Source organism: Paraburkholderia sp. 22099 (assembly GCF_052045835.1).
In the GTDB taxonomy this organism is placed as follows: domain Bacteria; phylum Pseudomonadota; class Gammaproteobacteria; order Burkholderiales; family Burkholderiaceae; genus Paraburkholderia; species Paraburkholderia terricola.
The window spans coordinates 69,148-94,930 of the sequence record NZ_JBQEPU010000014.1; the positions used below are offsets into that span (position 1 = coordinate 69,148).

Consider the following 25,783-nt stretch of genomic DNA (forward strand, 5'->3'; position numbering starts at 1 on the left):
ATGGCCGCCGGCGAAGCTCCGATTGCTGAGATGCGCGCGACAGTAGACGCTGCGTTCGACGTGGTGTTGTCGCCGGTTGCGTGCGCGCAGCGTCCGCCGCTCGACGCGATCCGTATCGTCGACAGTCTGTTCGCGATCGGCCGCAGCGAGGCGCCGTTCACCGACTACCCCACCGAACGGATCGCGCGCCTGTCCCGCCGCCATGCGCGGGTTTTCACGGAGCATGGCGCGGTATACGTCGCCGACCTCGGCAGCAAGAACGGCACGACGTTGAACGGCAACGCCGTGCGACAAACACCGGCCCGCGTGCGCGCCGGCGACGAATTGTGCTTCGGCGGCGAACTCTGCTACAGGGTAGGCATCGAGCCGCGCGCGCGCATCGTGGCGGCGGCAAGTTCAGCGCCCGTGCCCGGCTTGCTGCTCGTGCCGCAGCGTGACGATCTCGGGCTGCAACCGGTCGAGGTGCATGCGTTTCCGTTCCTCGTCAGCAAGGCCGATGAGATCTTCTCGCGCTATAAAGAGCGCTACCCGCATCAGGTCAATTACATCTCGCGGCGTCACGCGCACATCTTCATGAAGGGCGGCGAGCTGTACGTCGAGGATCTCGGCAGCACCAACGGTACGTTCGTTGGCGGAAAACGCCTGGACGAATCGGCCGTGCCGCTGGCGGAAGGCGACGTCGTTGCATTTGGCGGCGACCACTTCGTCTACAGGGTGTCGCTGCACAAAGCGCCTGAAGTCGAGCCCACCGTGACCCAGCTATTGCTCAACCCGGCCGTCGAAGAAGCTGCCGATGCCGACAAGACAACATTCGTCGGCGCGGCGCATTCGTTCCTCGATATCTTTTGCGTGGACCCAGGGCTGCAGCGCGAGGACGAAGTCAACGAGGCGGCGCAGTCCGTCTCCGCGCATGCGAAGCGTGACGCGCCGACCGGCGCCGCGCGAGGGGCGCACGGCACGAATGGCGCCCACGATGCCAAAAGCCCAGGTGGCGCGAACGTAGCGAATAACGCGCACGCTGGAAAAGGCGCAACGCGGCGCTGGCGCTTGCTGACGGGCGAACTCGCCAAGGCGTTCGCCGGCAGCGATCGGGCGATGCTGAAGCGCATCGCGGGATGGGGCGGCGTGGGCGTCGTCGTGCTACTGGCGATATCGGTGGCGCTGTACATGCGCGGATCGTCGGAGCGGGAATTGAAGAACCTGCTGGCGAGCGGCGACTACACCAGCGCGGTGGCGGCGGCGAACGGCTATCTCGCGAGCCATCCGACGGACACGAAAATCAGCGCGCTCGCGAGCGAGGCGCTGCTGAAGGCGAAGCTCCCCGCCTGGCTGAACACACTGCAAAAGGCGCAGTTCGACGAGGCCGACGCACAGTTGAAGCAGATGAGATCGTTGAGCGCGAACAATGCGGACGCCGCATCCCTCGTCGGCGAATTGCAATGGGTGGGCGATCTCGAACGCTTCGTCGCCGGGCGCGGCGGCGTGGATGCGCCTATCCGCATGTACGCGGACGAGGCCGTCATTAGCGGCCTGCTGCAACGCTGGGAAGACGACGCGAAGAACCATCAGCGCACGCTCGACCGGATCGCCTCATACGTGCCCGTGTTCGCGGAGCCGTATGCGCAGGCGCTGAGCCATCTGCGCAAACTGGAAAGCGACGATTCGGTGTACCTCGCCGCCATCGACCGCTTGAACGGAACGATCCGCACCGAACTGGCGCGCGACAAACCCGATGCGCTGCCGCCTGTGCTCGACGATTATGCGCAGCGCTATCCGCGTCTCGCGGGTCTCGACCGCGTGCGCGAGGACTTGCGCGTCTACACCGACTTGCTGAACGCGGCGGTCAGCCGTCAACTGACACCCTTGCTCGCGATGTTGAAGAAGGCTCGCTTCAGCACACCGCCGTTTCAGGCGCAGTTCGAGCAACTGTCGGCAAGCCGGCTGCCTTCAGCGGATGTCATTGCGCGTCATGACGCGGTGAGCGCGGCATGGCAGCGCGGCGACGCGCAGCAGGCATTGAACGGCTTGCAGGCGATGCCCGCCAGTCAGTGGTCGGACGTGCTCGCGGCGGAACTGGCGCACAAGAAAGCGCTGCTCGATCAATTCGCGGACTTGCAGAAAACGCGCGGCGGCAAGGATTACGACCAACGCTTGCTGTCGTTTTACGCGAGTCTCGATCCGACGACGGACGCGTGGTTCGTGCAGTCGATCCAGAAAGACGTCGCCGCATTGCACGACAAAGCGCTGGCTCGCGCGCAAGACCTGCTGCTGCGCGCACAAAGTCTGTGGAAGCAATACCGCGCGAGTGGTTCGATTGGCGGCACGCAACGGCTTGAAGCGGGGATTTCGCCGGGTTTCCGCAACGAGGCGCGTCTGCTCTCGGAGGCGCAGGCCGCGGCGCAGCAAGGCATGCGCATCTACACGCAACTGAAGGCCGACCATCCCGCCGACTTCGACCGCCTGCTGGCGGACGTCGAAGCCGAAACGAATTTGCAGCGCCGTTCACTGACGGAACTGCGCATGGTGCTGGACCCCGGACTGTTGAAGGCGAAGCTGGCGTTGATCGGAGGCGAGCAGAGTGAAACGCGACAGTCACCCTAGACCGTTGTCGGAGGCGCTGGAGGATCACAGCGTCGAAGGCATCGCCATTCTCACCGCCGAACCGGTGCGGCTCGCGCGCGCGCTGATCTGGGCGATGGTCGCGCTGGTGCTGACCGGCTTGCTGTGGTCGTTCGTGGGGCGCGCGGACGTGATCGTCAGCGCCCAGGGCACGTTGTCGCCGGAATCGGAAGTGCGCCGCATCTATGCGCCGATCGACGGCGAACTGGCCGACCTGTATATCGCCGAGGGCCAACCGGTGTCGAAAGGCGACGTGCTGGCGCGGCTGAATGCGCGCGGCGCGATCGAGGCGGCCAGCAACGCGCTGCAAGCGCAGTTGAAACTCGAGGACGCCGAGCGCGACTGGAAACAGTTTCCCGAGAAGAAGGCGCTCATGGAGCGCAAGGCGGCCGCGCTGAAAGCGCAGTTGGAAGTGGAGGCGCGCCAGCACGAAAACCGTCTCTCCGAAGGCACGACCAAGCTCGCCGAAGGACAGAAGGCCGAGCTCGACGAAGCGCGCAGCGTGCTCGACAACGCTCGCCGCACGCGCGAGGCGGCGCGTCAGGAACTGGACCGCTACTCGCGGTTATTCGCGCAGCCAGGCGGTGGCGGCATCGCCGAATTGCAGGTGGAGCAGAAACGCACCGCCGCGATGGAAGCGGACAACGCGTACCGGGTCGCGCAATCGAAACTCGCGGAACTGGATTTCCGCCTGAGCCATCAATACGCGCAGGCCAACGCGCAACTCGAAACCAGCGGCCAGCAAACCGTCGATCTGCAACTTCAGTACGACGCGGCGGTGCGCGACATCACCGACGCGCAAGACAAGCTGCGTCTGCAATTGCAAACGGCGCGCCTCGTGTCGGAAGCCGCCGCGCGAATTCGCTTCGAGAACATCGACAAGGACAATTTTCTGCTGATTCTCGCGCCGGTCGCGGGCGTCATCACCGACGTCACGTCGACGCAGCGCGGCGACAAGATCCAGGCGAACGCGCCGCTCGGCGGCATTGCGCCGAAAGACGCGCGGCCCGTGCTGAAGATCGAGATCGCCGAACACGACCGGGCCTTTTTGCACGAAGGTTTGCCGGTCAAGCTGAAATTCAATGCGTTTCCGTACCAGCGTTATGGCTTGATCAGCGGCACGCTTGCCTATATTTCGCCGGCCACCAAGCCGTCCTTGCAGGACAAGCAGCCGGTGTACGAAGGCCGCGTCACACTCGAAAAGAACTACTACCAGATCGCCGACACGCGTTATCCGTTGCGCTACGGCATGACGGCCAGCGCGGAGATCGTGGTGCGCGAGCGCCGCCTGATCGATCTGGGTCTCGATCCGTTCAGGCAGGTTGCGGGTTGACCGCGCGGATCACACGTCAATTAAAGGAGCGGATGACATGACCGAGATAGTGCGAATCGATGACGAGGTGGTGTGCGTGGGCGAATTCATCCGTCTTTTGAAATTGACCGGCCAGTTCGAGAGCCTCATCGAACAGATCGTGCGCGACAAGCTCACGGTGCATGCGGCAAAAAAGCAGGGCATTGCCGTGAGCGCGGAAGAAATCCAGGAGCGCGCCGATCAGTTTCGCCGCGTGCGCGGCTTGCATCGCGCGACGGATATGAATCAGTACCTCGATGCACTGAATGTGAGTCTCGACGAATTCGAGGCGTTCATTACCGACGGGCTGTATCAGGAGAAGATGCTCGACCAGGTCGGCAACGAGGCGGCGATCAGGGATTACTTCGCGCTGAACTCGCCGAAGTTCGATGCGATCGAGGTGAGCCACATCGTGCTCGACAGCGAGGGCAAGGCGAAGGAAATGATCTCGTATCTGCGCGACGATCCCGATAGTTTCGCCGACATGGCGCGCGAGCATTCCATTGCGGATACGCGCGAAGCGGGCGGCGTGATCGGCAAGGTGCTGCGCGGCTCGTTGAAGCCGGATATCGAGGCGAAGATTTTCAACGCGGCGGTGGGCGATCTGCTTGGGCCGTTTGCGTCGGCGGATCGCTCGTGCTTCGAGATTTTCGCCGTGACCGCCAAGTACCCGGCCACGCTCGATGCGGACGTCGCCTCGGAGGTGAAGCGGCTGTTGCGCGAAAGCTGGCTGATCGCGCGCGCCCAGGAACACGTGATCGAAGCGCGCTAGCCGATCCGCGCGCTTTTTAAACAACGACGCAACGCAAAGCCGAATCGAGGTCCGCAAGCACATGGATGCACCCCAGACCGCGCCCTCCGCCGCGGAGTTTCTCACCTCGGTGGAAATTCTCTCGCCGTTTTCGCGCGACGAAATCGAGCGTCTTGCCGAATATGCGCAGGCGCGCTTCTATTCGTTCGGCGAAACCGTGTGCTCGGCGGGCGAGACGGCCGATGGCCTGTACGTGGTTCGCTCGGGTTCCGTGCGCATCTTCACCGAGGAACACGGCAAGGAAACCAGCATGGGCGTGCGCAAGGCCGGCGAGATTTTCGCCGACATCGCGATGTTGCGCGCCTATGTTCACGAAGCGTCGGTGCGGGCGTCGGCGAAAACCGAGCTGCTGTTCATTCCGCGCGCCGCGATCGAACCGGTGATGGCGGGCAATCCCGCCGCGCTGGCGTTTGTCGCCAGCTATGTGGCGATCAATTCGGCGGGCGGCTTCGTCGCGCAGTTATTCGACTTGCGCGGCAAACTGAACAAGGCGGAACTCGAAGAGTATGTGCGCAGTGTCGGCGTGAAACGGGTGTCCGCGGGCAAGGAGATTCTCAAGCAGGACGGGCGCGACGACCGGCGGCTCTACGTGGTGCGGCAAGGCGAAGTGCGCATCGTCCGTCATGAGGAAGGCCACGACTACACGCTCGCCACGCTCGGCGAAGGCGAGATTTTTGGCGAGAAGGCGTGTTTGATGCGCCAGGAGCAAATGGCCTCGGTGGTGGCGAGCACCGATACGCGCTTGCTGGTGATTCCCGAGCGCACTGTTCATTTCATTCTCGAACGCAATCCGAAACTGCGCGAAGTACTGGACGAGCGGATTCGTTACGGCGACCGCGAATTGCAGCGGCAAAAACGGCTCGAACAGCGGCGCAAGCTGCCGCTGATGCTCGATCTGCAAAGCAAGCCGGAATTCGGCGAGAAGGTAATCAAGCGTTTCGCGCTGGTCGAGCAGGCCGAGGAAATGGACTGCGGCGCCGCCTGCCTTGCCATGGTGTGCCGGCACTACAACATTCCGATGACGCTCGGCAAACTGCGCGAGCTCGCCAATGTGACGACTCAGGGCGCGACGCTCGACAGTCTCGCGCGCGCGGGCGAATCGCTCGGCTTCACGGCGCGCGGCGTGCAGTGCACGTTCGATTCGTTGCGCGGCTTCGATCTGCCGTTCATCGTGCATTGGGAGGGGTACCACTACGTCGTGGTGTACGGTCTCTCCAAGGAATACGTGTGGGTGGCCGACCCGGCGATCGGCTTCAGAAAAATGGCCGTCGAGGATTTCGAGCGCGGCTGGAGCGGGACGTGTCTGCTGTTTACCGGCGGGCCGCATCTGCTGCAAATGTCGGCCTCGCGTTCGCCGTGGATACGCTTTGTCGGTTACCTCAGGCCGTACAAAAAGATTCTGGGTCATCTGTTTCTCGCCACGTTCGTGATTCAGGTACTCGGCGTGATTCCGCCGCTGATCATCCAGAACATTCTGGACGGCGTGATCGTGCATCAGAACGTGAGCCTGCTGCATCTGCTGATAGGCGGCTTGATCATCGCCAACGTATTTTCGCAACTGATGTCGACGATTCGCGCGTATCTCGCGAACTTCATGGTGCGCAACATGGACTTTGCGATGATGTCGCAGTTCTTCAAGCACACCATGTCGCTGCCGTTTTCGTTCTTCGCGAAGCGCAAGACCGGCGACATCTTCGCGCGCTTCCAGGAAAACCAGACTATTCGGGCGTTCCTGACCGAATCCACGGTGACGACCGCGTTGAATCTGCTGATGGTGTTCATCTACTTCACGATCATGTTCGTCTACAACGTGAAGATGACGCTGGTATTGATCGCATTCGTCATTCCGATCATGGCGCTGACCTTGCTCGCCACGCCGAAGATCAAGAACTATGCGCGCGAGGTGTTCACCGCGTCGACCGATTCGAAGTCGTTCCTGATGGAAGCTTTAGCGGGCGTTGAGACCATCAAGGGCATGGGTATCGAGCGGCCAGTGCGATTGCGCTGGGAGAAGAAGTACGCGAAAGCGCTGGAAGTGCAATACCGCGCGCACGCCTTCAATATTCTCGTCGGACTCGGCAGCCAGTTGCTGAATGCGGCGACGACGATTGCGATTCTCTGGGTCGGCGCGAATCTGGTACTCGCGCGCGAAATGACGATCGGCCAGTTGATCGCGTTCAATGCGTTCATGGGCAGTGTGCTGGGTCCGCTGATGGGACTCGTCGGCTTATGGAGCATGCTGAACGACGCGGGTGTGGCGATGGAGCGCCTGGGCGACGTGCTCGACATCGAGCCCGAGCAAAAGCCGCAGGACTTGCCTTCGCGCGTGATGCTGCCGGAACTGCAAGGCGAAATCAGCTTCAGCGGCGTCTATTTCCGTTACGGCGACAACGATTCGGCCTACGTGCTGGAAAACATCAGCTTCGACATCAAGCCCGGCGAGCTGGTGGCGATCGTCGGACGCAGCGGTTCGGGCAAGACGACGCTCGCCAAATTGCTGGTCGGCTTCTACACGCCGAGCGAGGGCAAGATGAGCATCGACGGCTACGATCTCGGCGTGGTCGATAAAAGTTATTACCGCGCGCAGATCGGCTATGTGATGCAAAGCAATCTGCTCTTTTCCGGCACGATCGCGGAGAACATCGCGAGCGGCGACGATTCACCCGACCGGCGCCGCATCGAGGAAGTCGCGAAGATGGCCGACGCGCATGCGTTTATCAGCAAGATGCCGCTCGGCTACGAGCAGATCGTCGGCGAACGCGGAATCGGTTTGTCCGGCGGACAGATTCAGCGGCTGTGCATTGCGCGCGCGCTGTATCACGATCCGCGTCTACTCGTATTCGACGAAGCCACCTCCGCGCTGGATTCGCAATCGGAAAGCAATATCCTCGGCAATATGCACGACATTCTGAAGGGCCGCACGGCTGTGATCATCGCGCATCGGCTCAGCACCATCATGCGGGCGGACAAGATTCTCGTGCTATACGAAGGCGCAATCGTGGAGCAGGGCCGTCACGAGGAACTGATTCAACGCGGCGGCATGTATTACCAACTGGTCCAGAAACAGTTGAGTGCATGATGATGAAGATACTCGACCAGATCGAAGAGGCCAGCCCCGCGATTTCGTACGCGGGCCTGATCGAGCGGATCGAGATTTTGCGCTCGACGCTGCGCTGGTCGTCGCGGCTGGAGCGCGCCGATATCGACAAGCTGCTCAGGCAAGCCACTTCGCTGCGCGACGAGGTCATGCAGCTTTCGCACAAGGAGCGCTTCGTGCAAGCGGCGGTGGCCGCCGAACCCGAGGAGCGTGTCGACCAGTCGCGCGGCGCGCGCAGGAAGGCGCTGCTCGAACGCAGTTTTATTTTCGAAGGGACGTTCGGCGACAATCCGCGCCTACTCGAATCGCTCGAAATCGCAGAGAAAGCCGCGCCCACCGATTTGCCGGTGTTGATCGACGGCGAAAGCGGCACCGGCAAGGAGTTGATGGCGAAAGTGATTCACGCGAACGGCTCGCGTTCGGACAAGCCGTTCATCTCCGTGAACTGCGGCGCGATTCCTGACAATCTGCTGGAGTCGGAGTTGTTCGGGCATCGCAAGGGTGCGTTCACGGGTGCCTCGAATGACCGCAAGGGCAAATTCGAAAGCGCGCATACGGGTACGATCTTTCTCGACGAAATCGGCGAGTTGCCGTTGGCTGGCCAAGTGAAATTGCTGCGCGTGTTGGAAGCGCACGAGATTCAACGCGTGGGCTCCGACGAAACGATTGCCGTCGATACGCGCATTGTCGCGGCGACCAATCGCAATCTGCGGCAGCTCAGCGAAGAGGGAAAATTTCGCGAGGACCTGTTCTACCGGCTCAGCGTGATCCACGTTACGTTGCCGCCGCTGCGCGAGCGTCGTGACGAAATACCGCTGCTGATCGCATGGTTCGGCGACGAGGCCGCCGGCACGTTGAAGCGCCGGCCCGTGCGATTAACCCCGCGTCTGCGCGACTTCCTGCTGAATTATGCGTACCCCGGCAATATCCGCGAACTGCGCAACGTGATGTATCGCGTGTCGTGCCTCGCGGGCGACATGGCGGATGTCGATCATCTGCCGGTGGATATGCGGCCCACGGCGCCGGGTTCGGCTGCTGCTCTGTCGAATGCGTCGGCGGCCGGTCAGCAGCCGATCAGCGTGGCGAATCTGATGTCGTTGAGCGATGCCAAACGTGCCGCCAGCGACGACGCCGAAAAAGCCTTTCTCGAACGCGGCCTTCGCGAAGTGAGCGGCACCGTGGCCGAACTGGCGCGGCGCATCGACATGAACCGCTCGCACTTGCAGATGCTGCTGAAGAAGCACGGCCTGCATTCGAAGGACTTTCGCAATCGGAACATGCCGCCTACAGGCAGGAACGGCGTTGATGAAGGCGACGAGGAAGACAGCGAGAGTTGAAGCCTGGAAGCGGCGCATTCAAGGCGCGGGATTCAACAAGGTTTTGTCGGATGCATACGGATCTTCGGCCCGCACCACGACGGCGGTGATGTTGTCGCGGCCGCCTCGCGCGAGCGCCAGATCGACCAGTTCCTCGCAGGCGTTTTCACACGCCGCCGCCGTCAGCACCGCCAGCATTTCGTCGTCGCTGACCTCGTTGCTCAGACCGTCGCTGCATAACAGAAAGACATCGCCGTCCGCGACTTCGATCACGTCGTCGTCGAGTTCCAGCAGGTCGGTGGCGCCCACCGCGCGCGTGATCATATGCTGCGCCGGATGATGCCGCGCCTCTTCGTCGGTGATGACGCCGAGCGACTTCAGCGCTTCCACCTGGCTATGATCGCGCGTCAATTGCCGCAAGCGCCCTTCGCGATAAAGATAGAGGCGGCTGTCGCCGGCCCAGACATAGGCGCAGAAGCGGTCGCACGCAAGCAGCACGACAACCGTGCTGCCGATGCGCTGCACCTGGCGGCGCGCGGCTTCGTCGCGCAACTGGCGGTTGGCCTTTTGCAGCCGCGTGCGCGCGTCGGCGACGAAGCTCTTCATGCTGAGCGGCGGCGCGAGCCGGCTTAGCGAATCGATCACGAGCCGGCTCGCCAGATCGCCAACCGCGTGACCGCCCATGCCATCGGCGACGGCCCAGCGTCCGAGTTCGGGCTGGTCGAGGCAGGCGTCTTCGTTGATTTCACGAATGCGTCCCGCGTCGGAACGCGCGGACGACGTCCAGCGAAATTGGCTCGCGCAGGTCACAACGGCTACACCATATCGTTTCTACTGCGGGCGTCGGGAGAAACCGTGATGTTCGAGTTCGCGCCGGTGTTGCGGACGTCGACCGACTGGAACTGGTTGATCATCTGGTTAGCATAGAAGTTGTTGGAGACCTCGTACAGGTTGACGACCGGCCCGATGCTAGGCGTTTCCCGCACATAGGGTTGAATCCAGCCGTATACCCACGGTGCACCGCCGCCGCCGCGAATTGCCGCCATCGCCTTGCGGTCGAGCGCGAGGTTCACTGAGAGGTCGCTTACTGTAATCGAAGCCATGTCGTTCTCCGGTTGCCGCGTGCGCAACGCGCGCGGTCTAAATGGATCTGAGCATGATGGTGCAAGTGCCATGCCAATTCGCGGCTCGCGTTCCCCCGTTTTCGCAACACGTTGATGGCAAGGCGATTGCGCGCGCCGACGCACGCCGCGCAGGGTCATGGCGGCGTTCACAGGTTGGCCTGTAGCCAACACGATCCAACTCGAAGCGGTGCGACACCCAACACATTCAGGCGACTCGCGGCTTGTCATCCATAGACGAAAAGCGCCGACGCCGATTGCAATGGATGATCGACGTTCGCCAACACATCGGCGCGAATTCTGTCGGCTTGCAACCCACACCCGGCTCGCCCTGAGCGCGTCATTCTCTCTCTCAGTCCTTTAAATCAAGGCTTTCCGGCGCATGGCCCGGATGATGCAAATAACCTCGCAACAGTGTTGGAAATCGAAGCGAGGCCAGCCATGAACACCGATCTTCTTCAGACGAGCAGCGAAGGCGGCGATGAATCGACCATCGACCTGCCGATCGGCGCGCACCTCGTCACGCAACGGCGCGGTTACGAACACCACGGCATTTATGTGGGCAATGGCCGCGTGGTGCATTACTCGGGCTTCGCAGGTTCGGCGCATCGCGGCCCGGTCGAGGAAGTGGAATTGGAACGCTTCGCCGCCGGTCATCCGCTGGCGGTGCGCGCCGCGCCGAGCGCTCGCTACGTCGGCGATGAAGCGGTGCGCCGTGCGCGCTCCCGTCTCGGCGAAAACCACTATCGCCTGCTGACCAATAACTGCGAGCACTTCTGCGCGTGGTGCCTGCTCGGCGAAAGCCGTAGCGAACAGGTGCATTGCTGCTTGCGGCATCCGCGCGTTGGCGTGCTCGCGCTGGTGTGTCTCGTGAAGGCTTTTGTCGAAAGTGGAGCGAAGGGCACTCACGGTGCTCCGGTTGCCGCTCAGTTGATGTGAACCAGCAGGAAAGCATTCAGGCATTCAACGATTCAAGGAGAACGTCATGTCAGCAGCGGAAAAAACCTTGCACTGGGCCGTCGACAAATGGCTCGCACCGACCCCCTCGATGCCCGCGCGCGTCGTGCAGTTTTGCCACCGCGCTTCGCAACATCAGCGTTACGTTTGCGTGGAAGCGCTGCGGCCGGGCGGCTTGCTGTCGATCTTCTTCTTTCGCCATGACGACGGTTCGTGGAACGTGTTCCCGCCGCAAGCCGAGCGGCCTGCAATGAACGGCCATCTGCGCAGGGCGCTTGCCTAAGCGCTTTGCGGGTATTGCGGGGTTTGCCGGGTTTGCCGGGTTTGTCCACCCGAGGCCGCTTCCCCGACGATCCACTGACTGAACTGCAGCATGGCCGGCGTCATCGGTTTGCCCTTCAATCCTGTGAGCCAGTAACTGCCTGCATGCACTTCCACCTCGAAGGGGCGCACTAGCCGCCCGGTGTTGATCTCGTGATCGAACATCAACGCGGGCGCGAGTGCGATACCCGCTCCCTGCATCGCCGCTTCCACCATCAGCCGCGACGAATCGAACACGGGTCCGCGAATCGGCCGCGGCGGAATGCCGGCTGCGGTGAACCAGCTCATCCAGTCGTCGGCGCGATAGGAACGCAGCAAGGTTTCGTTGATGAGGTCCTCCGGCGCCGATAGACGCGCGGCGATTTCAGGCGTGCACAGCAGCGCGAGCGGCGCATCGAGCAGCCGGGTCGCGAGCGAGCCGGGCCACGTGCCGTCGCCGAAGCGGATCGCGAAGTCGAGGCCCTCGGTGGCGAGGTCGACCCGATTGTTATTCGTCAGCAGCCGCAATTCGACGAACGGATGCGCGTCGCGAAACGATTTGAGGCGCGGCATCAGCCAGCCCACCGCGAACGTGCCGACCACGCCGACCGTCAATACTTCGTGAAAGTGGCCGCCTTCGAAGCGCTTGAGCACGGCCTCGATGCGATCGAACGCGTCGGTGAGGACCGGGCGCAGCGCGAGTCCTTCGTCGGTCATCGCGAGGCCGCGCGGCAGGCGCTTGAAGAGCGCGGTGCCCAGGCGCTCTTCCAACATTCTGACCTGCTGGCTGACGGCCGCCTGGGTGACGTTCAGTTCAAACGCGGCGCGCGTGAAGCTCAAATGCCGCGCGGACGATTCGAAGGCGCGCAGCGCGTTCAACGGGAGGTAAGGTCTCATGGCGAAGGCATAAGATTTTCTTGTGGGTCGGCTAACTTATCATCGTTTGTCAGCGGCTCGCGGAAAACCGATAGTTGCGGCTCACACAAGGAGCGGCAAATGATAACCAGACGGAAATTCGCGGGTGCATTGCTGGGTGCGTCGATAGCTGGGGTTGCGGTTGGCAGTGCCGGCGCGTTCGCGAAAGTGGTGAAGACAGGCGCGACGGCGCCGGGGCGTGGCTTAGCCAAGGCGGATGTGATTCGTCAACGGCTCAAGGACATCGAGGCGGAAAGTGGTGGGCGACTGGGCGTGTCGATTGTCGATACGACGTCGGGCTTGAATGCCGGCTTGCGCACCGATGAACGCTTTCCGATGTGCAGCACCTTCAAATTGCTGGCGGCGGCGGCCGTGCTGGCACGCACGGATCGCGGGCAAGAGGATTTGCAGCGGCGCATCGTGTTCTCTCAACGCGATCTCGTGTCGTATTCGCCGGCCACGAGCCAACACATCCGCGAGCGTACCGGTGAGGCCGGCATGAGCGTCGCGCAATTGTGCAAGGCGGCGATCACGCTCAGCGACAACACGGCGGCCAATCTGTTGCTCGCGAGCATGGGCGGTCCGGCGGGATTGACGGCATTCGCGCGCAGTCTGGGCGACGGCATCACGCGGCTCGATCGCAACGAGCCGACCTTGAACGAAGCCATTCCCGGCGATCCGCGCGACACGACCACGCCCAACGCGATGCTCGGCAATCTGCGCGAGCTTGTGTTGGGCGAGCGTTTGTCGTCGTCGTCGAAGGCGCAATTGCTGGCGTGGCTCGCCGCCAACGAGACGGGCGGCGCACGGATTCGCGCGAAGCTACCGAAGGATTGGGGCGTCGGCGACAAAACCGGCACGGGCGATCGCGGCACCGCGAACGACGTGGCGATTCTGTGGCCGCCGGGACGCGGTCCGGTTCTCGTGGCCGTCTATCTGACCGAAACGAGCGGCAATGCGGCGCGCTGCAATGCGGCGATTGCGAATGTGGGCGCGCTGGTGGTGGCGTCGGTTCAGGCTTGACGGGCGAACGGGCCTATCAGGCGCGCAGCGAACGTGCTTGCTTTAGACGGCCCGACGCAAGCAGCACGCGGTTCCGTGCTGATGAGCCAATGTGCGCCAGCGCGCGCTGCCGTTAAACGCCCGCCAGCGCCGGCAGTTCGACGCCGTACGACAGGTGCTCGCGGCGATGGGCGGTTTGTGGCTGACGTGTCGCGTGGTTCACATGCTGTGCGTTTTCGACTCGCGTCGCGAGGCACGCCGGATAGCGCGCGTTCTTTTTCTCGAGAATCGCGCGGCTCAGAAACTCCGCGCTGTACGCATTCAGCAAATGGGCATGGTGCGCTTCGATGTAAGCGGCGATCCGCGCCTGCTCGCCGTCGATTGCGGCCAGCGACGTCAGCGTGTGGGCGTCCCAACGAAAGCGCAGGCCGAGTTCATCGAAAGCGGTGTTATAGGCGCACAGTTGCGCCTGGATGTCGGCATCGAGCGCGCTGTCGTGAGCGTCGAATTGAGAGGGGTTCATGATCGTCTCCTTCAGACAGGTGGCATGAACCCAGAATAAAAGCGACGGTGAATAAACAACAGTTAAAGTTATTGTGAATGACGATAGTGTTTTGTTTATGCAGCCCGAAATGCACGCCCCTAAACCGTCGCCCTCAAGATACTTTCGGACTGCCCATGCAGCAGGTCTGCGTCGATGTGAGTGATCTGGGCGATACGCGCCGCGCCTTCGCTGATCAGAAAGTCCTTGAACGCCGCGGCCACCGGCGGCAAGCGCTTGTTCTTGCGATGCACCACGTACCAGTCGAGCATCAGGGGAAAGCCGACCACATCCAGCACCGCGAGATTGCCGACCTGCAATTCGAGGCTGATGGTATGCGCGGACAGAAACGCGAGACCCATGCCGGCAATCACGGCCTGCTTGATCGTCTCGGTGCTGCGGATTTCCATGGCGATGTTGAGGCGCCCCATGCCGCCGGCAAAACCCTCTTCCATTGAATGCCAGGTGTCCGAGCCCTTCTCGCGAACAATGAACGGCTCCTTGCAGAGTGTCGAAAGCGCAATGCGCTTCTTGCCGACCAGCGGATGCCTGGGCGGCGCAACGATGACATAAGGATGCGGCGCGAACGATTCGTTGCGCGTGTCGAGATCGAGCGGCGGACGCACCATGATCGCCAGATCGGTCAGGTTGTGCGTGAGTTGTTGCAGCAGTCCCTCGCGATTGTGCACCGCGAGATTGAGTCGCACGCCTTCATTGCGCCGCGTGAATTCGCCTAACAGGCGCGGGAAAAAATAATCGCCCGCGCTGATTACCGCGATGTTGAGCTGACCGCCCGCGATGCCTTGCAAGCGGCCCATCGCACCGTCCATTTCCCGGAACTGTTCGATGATCGAGCGCGCGTAGTGAAGCATTTCCGAGCCCGCCGGCGTCAGATAGATTTTTTTGCCGAGTTGCTCGAATAGCGCGAGACCGGCATGCTCTTCGAGTTGCTTGACCTGGGTGGAGACGGCGGGCTGCGTGAGGCACAGTTCATCGGCGGCACGCGAAAAACTCAGGTGCCGGGCGACCGTCTCGAAGATCTTCAGTTGGCGCAGCGTCGCGTTTCTCATGGACGTTACTCAGTAAGGGCAAACCCCACGTATTAGGGATACCTAATGCAAACCATAAAATGTTTTAACTTTCGCTGATTGCTGTTCTCGCGCAGCATGCCTTCAGACCTGCTGCCCGCGCAACTCTTTTATTCCAGTCGCCGCGCGGTCAACGGGGACAAGGGTTTTCATCAATGCAATTCCTCTGGCCGACCATTGGCGTCTCATCGCAGCAGATCAAACGGCGATGAGGCAATTCGATCAGTCAGTCCAACGCGCCGATCGAGCGCGACGGAATCTACAGGAGAGACGGAGACATGGGATATCCCAACGTAGCCCAGCGAGGCACCGCGCCATTCACGCATAACCGCTGGGTGCAACTGGCAATCGGCATCGTGTGCATGGGGCTGGTCGCGAATCTGCAATATGCGTGGACGCTGTTCGTCGTACCAATGGACAACGCGCACCATTGGGGCCAGGCCGCGATTCAGACGGCGTTCACCATTTTCATCGTCACGGAAACGTGGCTCGTGCCCGTTGAAGGATGGCTCGTCGACAAGTTCGGGCCGCGCCCCGTTGTGATCGGCGGCTCGTTGTGCGCGGCGCTAGGCTGGATCATCGACGCGCATGCAAGCAGTCTCACCGAGCTTTACGTCGCGGCGGTGATCGCCGGTATCGGCGCAGGTTGCGTGTACGGCACCTGTGTCGGCACGGCGCTCAAATGGTTTCCCGACAAGCGCGGTCTCGCGGCCGGCTTGACCGCGGCGGGTTTCGGCGCGGGCGCGGCCGTCACCGTGATTCCGATCGCCAACATGATTCAGCGCTCGGGCTACGAGCACACGTTCATGTTCTTCGGCATTTTCCAGGGCGTCTGCATTTTGCTGCTCGCCACCATGCTGATACGGCCGAAGCCGCCTGCAACGGCAGTCGCGGCCAAGCGCGTGGTCGCCACCAAGATCGACTACACGCCCGGCCAGATGATCCGTTCGCCGCTCTTCTGGGTGCTGTATCTGATGTTCGTGTTCGTTGCCGCCGGCGGCATCATCGCGACCGCGCAGCTTGGACCCATCGCGAAGGAATACGGCTTTGCCAAGCTGCCTGTCAGTTTGATGGGCATCACGCTGCCGCTGTTGACGATGACGCTGTCGATCGACAATCTGTGCAACGGCTTCACGCGTCCGTTGTGCGGTTTTCTGTCGGACCGAATCGGCCGCGAAAACACGATGTTCATGATCTTTCTCGGCGAAGGCGTCGCGCTGCTCGGGCTGATGGAATTCGGCCATAACCCGTACGCGTTCATGTTCTTCGCGGCCGCCGTGTTCCTGTGCTGGGGCGAGATCTTCTCGATCTTCCCGGCGACCTGCGCGGATACGTTCGGCAGCAAATACGCCGCCGCCAACGCGGGGACGCTTTACACCGCGAAGGGCACTGCGTCGATGCTGGTGCCGATCGCCTCGGTGTTGTCGGCGAACGGCGGGTGGAGCACGGTGTTCATTTCGGCGGCGGTGGTGTCGATCGCGGCGGCCGTGTCCGCGAAGTTCATCCTCGCGCCAATGAGAAAGCGCTGGATCGAGAACAGTTCTAGCGCGTCGGCCAGCGTGGTCGTCGCGGAAGCGCGGTCGTAACCATTGGCTGCGCTCGCCTGGGTCAACGCGTGAGCCTGTAGTCGCTCGCTCACGATTCAACCGAAGGTGATGTCCCATCGCGGCGTGAGCTGCGGCGGCGACAACATCCCCTCCACGGCGTATTCGACAGCGCCGCGTCGCGACCTTTGCAGCTTCGCCTGCAAGGGTCGCTTTCCCCATTCCCTCTTCATATAGGTAAAGCGCGGCCGCGGCATCCGCACGTCTGTCGATACGCGTGGATCGCACTCACTAGACTTATATAGATATGTGATATATGGTATATAAAAAGCCCAATGAGTAGCACAGGTGCCCCGGACAACGGCCACCTTGAACCTGGAAAGCACTGTCAATGGCTGATACGCAAACCGATGTTCGCCCAATGGCGTTGCCATTGACGCTCGAGCCGATCAACGCGACGGCTTCGCTGCGCGACCAGGCCTACGCAAAGCTGAAGCAGGCGATTGCCGAAGCCGACATCTATCGCTCGCGCGAAGAGATCCGGCTCGACGAAAGAGAATTGACGGAGGCGCTCGGCGTAAGCCGCACGCCGGTTCGCGAAGCGATGACGCTGCTCGAACAGGAAGGTTTTCTGCGCACGGTGCCGCGCCGCGGCATCTACATTCAGCGCAAGACGAAGAAAGAGATCGTCGACATGATCTACATGTGGGCGGCGCTCGAAAGCATGGCCGCGCGCCTGGCGACGCGGCGCGCATCGGAGAGCGAGATTGCCGGTCTCAGGCGCATGTTCGACGACTTCCGCGATACCACGCCGGCCGAGCATATCGACGAGTACTCGGAAGCGAACATCGCGTTTCATCAGGCGATCGTGCAGCTCTCGCAATCGCAGATTCTGCTCGACACGATGAAGAATCTGTTCGTACACGTCCGCGCGATCCGCAAAATGACTATTTCGCAAAGCAACCGGGCATCGCGCTCGATTGTCGATCACATGCGCATTATCGAGGCGTTGGAGCGGCGCGATACCGAGTTGGTCGAGAGCCTCGTGCGCCAGCATTCGCTCGAGCTGGCGGCGTTTGTCGAGGCCAACTGCGATTTCCTCGACTGAGCTTCCGGCTGGTTGGTGGGGCGGCGTAGCCGCTAGCTGTATCAAGCCAGCGGTCGGCACGTACCTATAAGAATCCCTAAAAGCACCGTCACGCGTCGAGCGTTGCGGTGCTTTTTTGCGTCCACGGGCATGGCGTACCCCGCGACCAACGCAGCCTGCAAATTCCTTTCATCCGGCGCTCGCCCGCCGGCGCTACAGAGAAAAACGCCGTCTTTGTGGTTTGTGCAATGCAAACCTTCTACCCCGAATACGCCTTAAATCCAGACCTCGCGTACAAGCTGCAATGCAGCAATCCCATCTCTTCCGCAAAATAGGCTTGAACTAATACTGTGTGTGGAATATTGTATATCACGAACCACACAACGCCCCGTCACGGAGGAGAGACGTCATGGCAGAAGCCGACAGCACGACAGTAGAAGAGACATTGAAACAACAGGCGACCGAGACGACCGACGGATTCCATCTCGTCATCGACGCGCTGAAACTGAACGACATCGACACCATCTTTGGGCTGGTCGGTATCCCCATCACCGATCTCGCACGGCTCGCGCAAGCGGAAGGCATGCGCTTCATCGGCTTTCGTCATGAACAGCACGCGGGCAACGCGGCGGCGATCGCCGGCTTCATGACGCAGAAGCCGGGCATCTGTCTGACGGTGTCGGCGCCGGGCTTTCTGAACGGCCTCACGGCGCTTGCCAACGCGACGACCAACTGCTTCCCGATGATCCTCATCAGCGGTTCGAGCGAGCGTGAAATCGTCGATCTGCAGCAAGGCGATTACGAGGAAATGGACCAGTTGAACGCGGCCAAGCCCTACGCGAAGGCCGCCTATCGCGTGCTGCACGCGGAAGACATCGGCGTCGGCGTGGCGCGCGCGATTCGCGCCGCGGTGTCCGGGCGTCCCGGCGGCGTGTATCTCGACCTGCCGGCCAAGCTGCTCGCGCAAACGCTCGATGCGGTGAAGGCCCAGCAGTCGCTGATCAAAGTAGTCGACGCCGCGCCGCGCCAATTGCCGGCGCCTGACTCGGTCAAGCGCGCGATCGATGTGTTGAAGAGCGCGAAGCGTCCGCTGATCTTGCTCGGCAAGGGCGCGGCCTACGCGCAGGCCGACGCGGAGATTCGCGCGTTCGTCGAGCAAAGCGGCATTCCGTATCTGCCGATGTCGATGGCCAAGGGCCTGTTGCCGGATACGCACGAGCAATCGGCGTCGGCGGCGCGCTCGTTCGTATTGCAGGAAGCGGACGTGGTCGTGCTGATCGGCGCGCGCTTGAACTGGCTGCTCTCGCATGGCAAGGGCAAGACGTGGGGCGCGGAGCCGAAGAAGTTCGTGCAGGTGGATATTTCGCCGACCGAAATCGACAGCAACGTCGCGATTGCCGCGCCGGTGATCGGCGATATCGGCTCCTGCGTGGCGGCGCTGCGCGCCGGGCTCAATGCGGGCTTCAGGAAGCCGGGCACGGAATGGACGGGCGCGATCGCCGAACGCAAGAACAAGAATCTCGCGAAGATGGCCGCGACGCTCGACAAGAATCCGTCGCCGATGAATTTCCACAGCGCGTTGCGGGCGATCCGCGATGTGCTGAAGACGCGCCCCGACATCAACGTCGTCAACGAAGGCGCGAATACGCTCGACTACGCGCGCAGCATCATCGACATGTACGAGCCGCGCAAGCGCTTCGATTCGGGCACGTGGGGAATCATGGGCATCGGCATGGGCTTCGCGATCGGCGCGGCGGTGACGAGCGGCAAGCAGGTTGTCGCGATCGAAGGCGACAGCGCGTTCGGCTTCAGCGGCATGGAACTCGAAACCATCTGCCGTTACGACTTGCCGGTTTGCACGATCGTGTTCAACAACAACGGCGTGTACCGCGGCACCGACGTGAACCCCACCGGGGGCAAGGACGTCGCGCCGACCGTGTTCGTGAAGGGCGCGCGCTACGACAAGATGATCGAGGCATTCGGCGGTATCGGCCACAACGCCACCACGCCGGAAGAACTGACGAAGGCGCTGCTCGAGGCGATCGCATCGGGCAAGCCGACCTTGATCAATGCCGTCATCGATGAAGCGGCGGGCACCGAAAGCGGCCGCCTGACGAATCTGAATCCGCAAAGCGCGGCGATGAAAAAGTAACCCAGAGCAACCACGGAGATACAAAGTGACCAAACCTCTCGAAGGCATCAAGATCATCGACTTCACCCACGTTCAGGCCGGTCCCGCGTGCACGCAGTTGCTTGCTTGGTTCGGAGCCGACGTGATCAAGGTTGAAAGGCCGGGTTCCGGCGACGTGACGCGCAACCAGTTGCGCGACATTCCCGACGCCGACGCGTTGTACTTCACGATGCTCAACAGCAACAAGAAGTCGTTGACGCTGGACACGAAAAAACCCGAGGGCAAGGAGATCCTCGAAAAGCTCGTCCGCGAATCGGACGTGCTGGTCGAAAACTTCGGCCCCGGCGCATTGGACCGCATGGGCTTCTCGTGGGAACGCCTGAACGAACTCAATCCGAAGATGATCGTGGCTTCGGTGAAGGGCTTCAGCGACGGCCATCATTACGACGACCTGAAGGTCTACGAAAACGTCGCGCAATGCGCGGGCGGCGCGGCGTCGACCACCGGCTTCTGGGACGGTCCGCCGACCATCAGCGCCGCGGCGCTGGGCGACAGCAACACCGGCATGCATCTGGCAATCGGCATCCTGACCGCGCTGATCGGCCGCGACAAAACCGGCAAGGGCCAGAAGGTCGCGGTGTCGATGCAGGACAGCGTGCTGAACCTGTGCCGCGTGAAATTGCGCGACCAGCAGCGTCTCGAACGCGTGGGCTATCTCGAGGAATATCCGCAATATCCGCACGGCGAATTCAGCGACGTGGTGCCGCGCGGCGGCAATGCGGGCGGCGGCGGCCAGCCGGGCTGGGTGCTCAAGTGCAAGGGCTGGGAAACCGATCCGAACGCGTACATCTACTTCACGATCCAGGGCCATGCATGGGAGCCGATCTGCAGGGCAATCGGCAAACCCGAGTGGATCGACGATCCGGCCTACAAGACCGCTGAAGCGCGTCAACCGCATATCTTCGATATCTTCGGCACCATCGAAACCTGGCTCGCCGACAAGACCAAGTTCGAAGCGGTCGACATCCTGCGCAAGTTCGACATTCCCTGCGCGCCGGTGCTGACGATGAAGGAACTGGCGAACGATCCGTCGCTGCGCGCGAGCGGCACGATCGTCGAGGTGCCGCACAAGAAACGCGGCACGTATCTGACGGTCGGCAGCCCGATCAAGTTCTCGGACCTGAAGCCGGAAGTCACCGCGTCGCCGCTGCTCGGCGAACACACCGACGAAGTGCTGGCGAGCCTTGGCTACAGTCAGCAGGAAATCTTCAATCTGCGCGAAGTGAAAGCGGTTTAACGGTGTCACGCAGGACCGGCTTCATGCCGGCGCCTGGCGGATACGGCGTCTGTCGCGGACGCCGTATCCGGCTCAACGATCAGCGTCATAACTTGTGAGGGGAGCGCCAACCATGCAAACAACAACCATCGACTTCGAGCAGCTCGTCAACGCAATCGGCGACGCGATCATCATCTCCGACGCCACCGGCAGCATCACGTTATGGAACCCCGCGGCCGAGCGCATGTTCGGCTTCACGCAAGCCGAGGCGTTGGGAAAGTCGCTGGATCTGATCATCCCCGAGCGCTTGCGCGGCCGTCACTGGGACGGCTATCACAAGACCATGACAACGGGCGAAACCCGTTATGGCAACGACGTGCTACGCGTTCCCGCCGCGCATAAGGACGGCCGCTCGCTGTCGATCGCCTTCACGGTTGCGTTGCTGCATTCGCCGCAAAACGAATTGACCGGCATCGTCGCCGTGATTCGCGACGAAACCAGCCGCTTCCAGGAAGATCGCGCGCTGCGCAAGCGCCTCGCGGAACTGGAAGCGTCGGCAGGCGCTTGAGTGGCCGCACAGGAGAATTCCGATGCACGTAGAAGTATTGGGCAAGTACCGGCTCGAGTTGTCCGCGATGCAATGGATTCACAACGGCGGTTGGGCCGCCTACGTCGCGATTCGCACGGTCGAGGAAAATCATTCGGCGCAGCCCGATCTGCTGCCGTATCAGCAGGTGGTCGACGAAGCGATTTTTGAAAGCGAGGCGGCGGCGATTGCCGGGGCGCGCCGTGTCGCGATGGCGTTGCTCACGCCCGCCGCCCGAAAACGCTAAGCCCGCATTGCATACGACGTCGCCGCACGCGCCCGGCCGGCTCGTCCAGAACAACCACGATTAATTCAGGGAGACCCGACATGGGCAAAGCATTGGAGGATGTGAGAATCCTCGACTTCACGCATGTGCAGTCGGGCCCGACCTGCACGCAGTTGCTGGCATGGTTCGGCGCCGACGTCATCAAGGTCGAGCGGGCCGGAGCGGGCGACATCACGCGCGAGCAATTGCGTGACATCCCCGAAGCGGACAGCCTCTACTTCACGATGCTCAACCACAACAAGCGCTCGATCACGATCGACACGAAGCATCCCGAAGGCAAGCTGGTTCTCGAGGAACTGATCCAGTCGTGCGACGTGCTGGTGGAGAATTTCGCACCCGGCGCGCTCGACCGGATGGGCTTCACCTGGGAGCGCATCCAGGAACTCAATCCGCGCATGATCGTCGCCTCGGTGAAGGGCTTCGGCCCCGGCCCCTATGAAGATTGCAAGGTGTACGAGAACGTGGCGCAGTGCGTCGGCGGCGCGGCCTCGACAACCGGTTTCGACGATGGCCCGCCCGTGGTGACCGGCGCGCAGATCGGCGACAGCGGCACGGGCCTGCATCTCGCGCTCGGCATCGTCACGGCGCTCTATCAACGCAAATCGACGGGACGCGGCCAACATGTGCTGGCCGCGATGCAGGACGGCGTGCTCAATCTGTGCCGCGTGAAGTTGCGCGACCAGCAGCGGCTAGAACGCACCGGCGTGATGAAAGAGTACCCGCAACATCCGAACGGCACATTCGGCGAAGCGGTGCCGCGCGCGGGCAACGCATCCGGCGGCGGTCAGCCTGGCTGGATTCTCAAATGCAAGGGCTGGGAAACCGACCCGAACGCGTATATCTACTTCATCGCGCAGGCCCCTGTATGGGCCAAAATCTGCAACGTGATCGGCCGTGAAGAATGGACCACGGACCCGAACTACGCGACGCCCGCCGCGCGCCTGCCGCATCTGAAAGACATTTTCGCCGAGGTCGAGCGCTGGACCATGACCAAGACGAAGTTCGAGGCGATGGCCATCCTCAACAAATACGACATTCCGTGCGGCCCGATTCTCTCCATGAAAGAGATCGCGGAAGAGCCGTCGCTGCGCAAGACCGGCACGATCGTCGAAGTCGATCATCCGGTGCGCGGCAAGTATCTGACGGTCGGCAATCCGATCAAGCTGTCGGACAGTCCCACTGAAGTCACGCGCTCGCCGCTCCTCGGCGAACACACCGACGAGGTGATGGCCGAACTCGGCTACACCGCCGACCAGATCGCTCATTTGCGCACCGTCGGCGCGATTTGAGCGCGTCGGCGGCGACCGCCCACGGCGTTCCGACGCACGCATAACAAGACCTTGCGGCGCGACCTTTCCGGTCGCGTCATCGCAACACCAATATTGCAGGAGACAATCCGATGACAGCGTGGATACGTTTTCGTCTTGCCGATGGCCATACGCGCTTCGGAATACTCGATGCGGAAAGCGTCACTGAATACGCCGGCGACATGTTCGGCGATGCCATATCGACCGGCCACGCGCATGGCGTCGATGAACTGACGCTGCTGAGCCCGTGCGTGCCGACCAAGGTCGTCGCGTTGTGGAATAACTTCTATGCGCTCTCGGAGAAACTCGGCAAGGCGCCGCCCGCGCATCCGCTCTTTCTGATCAAGCCGCCGACCTCGGTGATCGGTCAACGCGAACCGATCCGGCGGCCGCCTGCATACGGCGGCAAGATCGCCTACGAAGGCGAGCTCGCCATCGTGATCGGCAAGCGTTGCAGCAACGTATCGGTCGAAGCGGCGAGCGACCACATCTTCGGCTACACCTGCATCAACGATGTCACCGCCGCCGAACTGCTGAACGAAGACGTCAATTTCGCGCAGTGGTGCCGCTCGAAGGGCTTCGACACGTTTAGCTGCATCGGCCCCGTGATCCAGCGCGAGTTCGACTGGCGCGCGGCGCGCGTGGTGACGACGCTCGACGGCGTCGAGCGGCAGAACTATCCGCTCGCGGACATGATCTTTTCGCCCGCCGAACAGGTGAGCCTGATTTCGCAGGACATGACGCTGGAGCCGGGCGACGTGATCGCGTGCGGCACGTCGATCGGCGTGGGCTCGATCAAGGACGGCGCGACGGTCGACGTAGCGATCGACGGCATCGGCGTCCTCTCGAACACGCTCGCGCTGGAGAGTTGACATGCCGATGACGATTGCCGTGCCGCGCGAAATCCGCGACGGCGAAAGGCGGGTGGCCGCGACGCCCGAAACGGTCGGGCAGTTGCTGAAGCTCGGCTTCGCGGTGAATGTGGAAACCGAAGCCGGCGTGCGCGCGTCGTTCGATGACGATGCGTACCGCGCGGCGGGCGCGCAGATCGTGAGCGACCCCCGCGCGTTGTGGGCCGACGCCGATATCGTGATCAAGGTGCGCGCACCGGAACATCACCCCGCGCTCGGCGTCAGCGAAACCTCGCTGCTCAAAGCGGGCGCCACGCTGATCAGTTTCATCTGGCCCGCGCAGAACGCGGCGCTGCTCGAACAACTCGCCGAGCGCGGCGTGAACGCGATGGCGACGGACAGCGTGCCGCGCATTTCACGCGCGCAGAAGCTCGACGCACTCAGTTCGATGGCGAACATGGCGGGCTATCGCGCGGTGATCGAGGCGGCGCAGCACTTCGGCCGCGTCTTCACCGGGCAGATCACCGCGGCGGGCAAGATGCCGCCGGCGAAGGTGATGGTGATCGGCGCGGGCGTCGCGGGGCTGGCGGCGATCGGCGCCGCGCGCGGCCTCGGCGCGATCGTGCGGGCGTTCGATACGCGCCCGGAAGTCGAGCAGCAGGTCGAAAGCATGGGCGCCGAATTCCTCAAGCTTGACGTCGAGGAAGAAGGCAGCGGCGCGGGCGGCTACGCGAAGCAGATGAGCGCGAAGTTCATCGAGGCGGAAATGGCGTTGTTCGCCGCGCAGGCGAAAGAGGTCGACATCATCATCACCACGGCGCTGATTCCCGGCAAGCCGGCGCCGAAGCTGATCACCGCGGCCATGGTCGCGGGCATGCGGCCGGGCAGCGTGATCGTCGATATGGCGGCGGAGCAGGGCGGCAATTGCGAACTGACGCAGCCGGGCGTCGTGGCCGCCGTCAACGGCGTGACGATCATCGGCTACACCGACTTGCCGAGCCGGATGGCGACGCAATCGAGCCAGCTTTACGGCACCAACATCCGGCATCTGCTCACCGATCTGACGCCGCAAAAAGACGGCATCGCGCGTATCGACATGAACGACGACGTGATGCGCGGCGCGACCGTGGTGTACGAAGGGCAAATCAGTTGGCCGCCCCCTCCGCCGAAACAGGCGGCGATCGCGGTGCACAAGCCAGCGCCCGCTAAGGCCGCCGCCAATGCCGCCGATGCGAAGGAACCGGCTCGCGGCTCGCGCTCTACGTCGCTGATTCTGCTCGCGGCCGCCGCCTTGGGGCTGCTCGCGTTGGGCGCGGTCGCGCCGCCCGCCTTCGTCGCGCACCTGACCGTGTTCGTGCTCGCGGTCTTCGTCGGGTACCAGGTGGTCTGGAATGTGACGCCCGCGTTGCACACGCCGCTCATGAGCGTGACCAACGCGATCAGCGGAATCATCGTGATCGGCGCGCTGCTGCAACTCGGCACGCCGAACGCGCTGGTCACGGTGCTCGGCGGCATCGCATTGCTGGTCGCCACGATCAACATCGCCGGCGGGTTCCTCGTGACCCAGCGGATGCTGAAGATGTTTCAGCGCAACTAA

At 62.5% G+C, this 25,783-nt stretch carries 22 protein-coding genes; 17 read left to right on the forward strand and 5 right to left on the reverse strand.

What is annotated here, in order from left to right; all coding sequences use genetic code 11:
• The 5 genes from ACTJLC_RS15320 to ACTJLC_RS15340 all read left to right on the forward strand — a co-directional run bounded on the left by ACTJLC_RS15320 (position 1) and on the right by ACTJLC_RS15340 (position 9,215).
• The gene (locus tag ACTJLC_RS15320; protein WP_436263886.1) at positions 1-2,601 is read left to right on the forward strand and encodes an FHA domain-containing protein; all 2,601 of its coding nucleotides are present in this window, start codon (positions 1-3) and stop codon (positions 2,599-2,601) included.
• Positions 2,579-3,952, forward strand: coding sequence for an HlyD family efflux transporter periplasmic adaptor subunit (locus ACTJLC_RS15325; protein WP_440844472.1), 1,374 nt, complete (start codon positions 2,579-2,581; stop codon positions 3,950-3,952). The genes ACTJLC_RS15320 and ACTJLC_RS15325 overlap by 23 nt, the downstream gene beginning before the upstream one ends.
• A gap of 37 nt (positions 3,953-3,989) precedes the next feature.
• On the forward strand, positions 3,990-4,742 hold the full coding sequence (locus ACTJLC_RS15330) for a peptidylprolyl isomerase (protein ID WP_154872323.1): 753 nt from the start codon (positions 3,990-3,992) through the stop codon (positions 4,740-4,742).
• 61 nt (positions 4,743-4,803) lie between these two features.
• Complete coding sequence (locus tag ACTJLC_RS15335) at positions 4,804-7,860, forward strand: peptidase domain-containing ABC transporter (RefSeq protein ID WP_083082156.1); 3,057 nt, start codon at positions 4,804-4,806, stop codon at positions 7,858-7,860.
• Positions 7,860-9,215 (forward strand): sigma-54 interaction domain-containing protein, encoded by a 1,356-nt coding sequence (locus ACTJLC_RS15340; RefSeq protein WP_073428732.1) that lies wholly within the window; start codon positions 7,860-7,862, stop codon positions 9,213-9,215. Before ACTJLC_RS15335 ends, ACTJLC_RS15340 begins: the two co-directional genes overlap by 1 nt.
• Before the next feature lie 18 nt (positions 9,216-9,233).
• On the opposite strand, the gene ACTJLC_RS15345 is transcribed toward ACTJLC_RS15340, so the two are convergent.
• Both ACTJLC_RS15345 and ACTJLC_RS15350 read right to left on the reverse strand, forming a co-directional pair.
• Positions 9,234-10,004, reverse strand: coding sequence for a PP2C family protein-serine/threonine phosphatase (locus ACTJLC_RS15345; protein ID WP_073428731.1), 771 nt, complete (start codon positions 10,002-10,004; stop codon positions 9,234-9,236).
• 5 nt (positions 10,005-10,009) lie between these two features.
• Entirely contained in the window at positions 10,010-10,297 is a 288-nt protein-coding gene (locus ACTJLC_RS15350; protein WP_073428730.1) for a hypothetical protein, read from the reverse strand.
• Positions 10,298-10,756: 459 nt separating this feature from the next.
• Between ACTJLC_RS15350 and ACTJLC_RS15355 the strand changes: the two genes are divergently transcribed.
• Positions 10,757-11,254, forward strand: coding sequence for a lecithin retinol acyltransferase family protein (locus ACTJLC_RS15355; RefSeq protein WP_073428729.1), 498 nt, complete (start codon positions 10,757-10,759; stop codon positions 11,252-11,254).
• A 46-nt stretch (positions 11,255-11,300) separates the two neighbouring features.
• Positions 11,301-11,555 (forward strand): hypothetical protein, encoded by a 255-nt coding sequence (locus tag ACTJLC_RS15360; RefSeq protein ID WP_073428728.1) that lies wholly within the window; start codon positions 11,301-11,303, stop codon positions 11,553-11,555.
• On the opposite strand, the gene ACTJLC_RS15365 is transcribed toward ACTJLC_RS15360, so the two are convergent.
• Positions 11,552-12,469 (reverse strand): LysR family transcriptional regulator, encoded by a 918-nt coding sequence (locus ACTJLC_RS15365; RefSeq protein ID WP_073428727.1) that lies wholly within the window; start codon positions 12,467-12,469, stop codon positions 11,552-11,554. The two genes, ACTJLC_RS15360 and ACTJLC_RS15365, sit on opposite strands and share 4 nt — an antisense overlap.
• A gap of 99 nt (positions 12,470-12,568) precedes the next feature.
• Between ACTJLC_RS15365 and bla the strand changes: the two genes are divergently transcribed.
• Positions 12,569-13,510: a class A beta-lactamase gene (bla, locus tag ACTJLC_RS15370; RefSeq protein ID WP_073428726.1), complete on the forward strand. Its 942-nt coding sequence runs from the start codon at positions 12,569-12,571 to the stop codon at positions 13,508-13,510.
• 112 nt (positions 13,511-13,622) lie between these two features.
• On the opposite strand, the gene ACTJLC_RS15375 is transcribed toward bla, so the two are convergent.
• A complete protein-coding gene (locus ACTJLC_RS15375; RefSeq protein ID WP_436263887.1) occupies positions 13,623-14,012 on the reverse strand; it encodes a hypothetical protein in 390 nt (129 codons plus the stop codon).
• A 119-nt stretch (positions 14,013-14,131) separates the two neighbouring features.
• Positions 14,132-15,100 (reverse strand): LysR family transcriptional regulator, encoded by a 969-nt coding sequence (locus tag ACTJLC_RS15380; protein WP_073428724.1) that lies wholly within the window; start codon positions 15,098-15,100, stop codon positions 14,132-14,134.
• 296 nt (positions 15,101-15,396) lie between these two features.
• On the opposite strand from ACTJLC_RS15380, the gene oxlT reads away from it, so the two are divergent.
• From oxlT to ACTJLC_RS15425, 9 genes are all read left to right on the forward strand, one after another.
• Positions 15,397-16,704: an oxalate/formate MFS antiporter gene (oxlT, locus tag ACTJLC_RS15385; protein WP_073428723.1), complete on the forward strand. Its 1,308-nt coding sequence runs from the start codon at positions 15,397-15,399 to the stop codon at positions 16,702-16,704.
• Positions 16,705-17,053: 349 nt separating this feature from the next.
• Entirely contained in the window at positions 17,054-17,770 is a 717-nt protein-coding gene (locus tag ACTJLC_RS15390; RefSeq protein WP_073428722.1) for a GntR family transcriptional regulator, read from the forward strand.
• Positions 17,771-18,158: 388 nt separating this feature from the next.
• Positions 18,159-19,901 carry an oxalyl-CoA decarboxylase gene (gene oxc, locus ACTJLC_RS15395; protein WP_347142868.1) on the forward strand — a complete coding sequence of 581 codons (1,743 nt, stop codon included), beginning with the start codon at positions 18,159-18,161 and terminating at the stop codon, positions 19,899-19,901.
• A 25-nt stretch (positions 19,902-19,926) separates the two neighbouring features.
• On the forward strand, positions 19,927-21,177 hold the full coding sequence (gene frc / locus ACTJLC_RS15400) for a formyl-CoA transferase (RefSeq protein ID WP_073428720.1): 1,251 nt from the start codon (positions 19,927-19,929) through the stop codon (positions 21,175-21,177).
• A 112-nt stretch (positions 21,178-21,289) separates the two neighbouring features.
• Complete coding sequence (locus tag ACTJLC_RS15405) at positions 21,290-21,724, forward strand: PAS domain-containing protein (RefSeq protein ID WP_073428719.1); 435 nt, start codon at positions 21,290-21,292, stop codon at positions 21,722-21,724.
• Between the two features lie 22 nt (positions 21,725-21,746).
• Positions 21,747-21,989, forward strand: coding sequence for a hypothetical protein (locus ACTJLC_RS15410; protein ID WP_073428718.1), 243 nt, complete (start codon positions 21,747-21,749; stop codon positions 21,987-21,989).
• An 80-nt stretch (positions 21,990-22,069) separates the two neighbouring features.
• Positions 22,070-23,317, forward strand: coding sequence for a formyl-CoA transferase (gene frc, locus ACTJLC_RS15415; RefSeq protein WP_154872316.1), 1,248 nt, complete (start codon positions 22,070-22,072; stop codon positions 23,315-23,317).
• Positions 23,318-23,427: 110 nt separating this feature from the next.
• On the forward strand, positions 23,428-24,207 hold the full coding sequence (locus ACTJLC_RS15420) for a fumarylacetoacetate hydrolase family protein (RefSeq protein ID WP_436263888.1): 780 nt from the start codon (positions 23,428-23,430) through the stop codon (positions 24,205-24,207).
• A gap of 1 nt (position 24,208) precedes the next feature.
• Entirely contained in the window at positions 24,209-25,783 is a 1,575-nt protein-coding gene (locus ACTJLC_RS15425) for a Re/Si-specific NAD(P)(+) transhydrogenase subunit alpha (RefSeq protein ID WP_436263889.1), read from the forward strand.

Coding starts and splice junctions, on each gene's coding strand:
- bla (WP_073428726.1), top strand. CDS start 12,569: ATGATAACCAGACGGAAATTCGCGGGTGCATTGCTGGGTGCGTCGATA.
- oxlT (WP_073428723.1), top strand. CDS start 15,397: ATGGGATATCCCAACGTAGCCCAGCGAGGCACCGCGCCATTCACGCAT.
- ACTJLC_RS15390 (WP_073428722.1), top strand. CDS start 17,054: ATGGCTGATACGCAAACCGATGTTCGCCCAATGGCGTTGCCATTGACG.
- ACTJLC_RS15425 (WP_436263889.1), top strand. CDS start 24,209: ATGCCGATGACGATTGCCGTGCCGCGCGAAATCCGCGACGGCGAAAGG.
- ACTJLC_RS15330 (WP_154872323.1), top strand. CDS start 3,990: ATGACCGAGATAGTGCGAATCGATGACGAGGTGGTGTGCGTGGGCGAA.
- ACTJLC_RS15405 (WP_073428719.1), top strand. CDS start 21,290: ATGCAAACAACAACCATCGACTTCGAGCAGCTCGTCAACGCAATCGGC.
- ACTJLC_RS15320 (WP_436263886.1), top strand. CDS start 1: ATGGCCGCCGGCGAAGCTCCGATTGCTGAGATGCGCGCGACAGTAGAC.
- frc (WP_154872316.1), top strand. CDS start 22,070: ATGGGCAAAGCATTGGAGGATGTGAGAATCCTCGACTTCACGCATGTG.
- ACTJLC_RS15365 (WP_073428727.1), bottom strand. CDS start 12,469: ATGAGACCTTACCTCCCGTTGAACGCGCTGCGCGCCTTCGAATCGTCC.
- ACTJLC_RS15335 (WP_083082156.1), top strand. CDS start 4,804: ATGGATGCACCCCAGACCGCGCCCTCCGCCGCGGAGTTTCTCACCTCG.
- ACTJLC_RS15410 (WP_073428718.1), top strand. CDS start 21,747: ATGCACGTAGAAGTATTGGGCAAGTACCGGCTCGAGTTGTCCGCGATG.
- ACTJLC_RS15355 (WP_073428729.1), top strand. CDS start 10,757: ATGAACACCGATCTTCTTCAGACGAGCAGCGAAGGCGGCGATGAATCG.
- ACTJLC_RS15380 (WP_073428724.1), bottom strand. CDS start 15,100: ATGAGAAACGCGACGCTGCGCCAACTGAAGATCTTCGAGACGGTCGCC.
- ACTJLC_RS15340 (WP_073428732.1), top strand. CDS start 7,860: ATGATGAAGATACTCGACCAGATCGAAGAGGCCAGCCCCGCGATTTCG.
- ACTJLC_RS15360 (WP_073428728.1), top strand. CDS start 11,301: ATGTCAGCAGCGGAAAAAACCTTGCACTGGGCCGTCGACAAATGGCTC.
- ACTJLC_RS15420 (WP_436263888.1), top strand. CDS start 23,428: ATGACAGCGTGGATACGTTTTCGTCTTGCCGATGGCCATACGCGCTTC.
- ACTJLC_RS15375 (WP_436263887.1), bottom strand. CDS start 14,012: ATGAACCCCTCTCAATTCGACGCTCACGACAGCGCGCTCGATGCCGAC.
- ACTJLC_RS15350 (WP_073428730.1), bottom strand. CDS start 10,297: ATGGCTTCGATTACAGTAAGCGACCTCTCAGTGAACCTCGCGCTCGAC.
- oxc (WP_347142868.1), top strand. CDS start 18,159: ATGGCAGAAGCCGACAGCACGACAGTAGAAGAGACATTGAAACAACAG.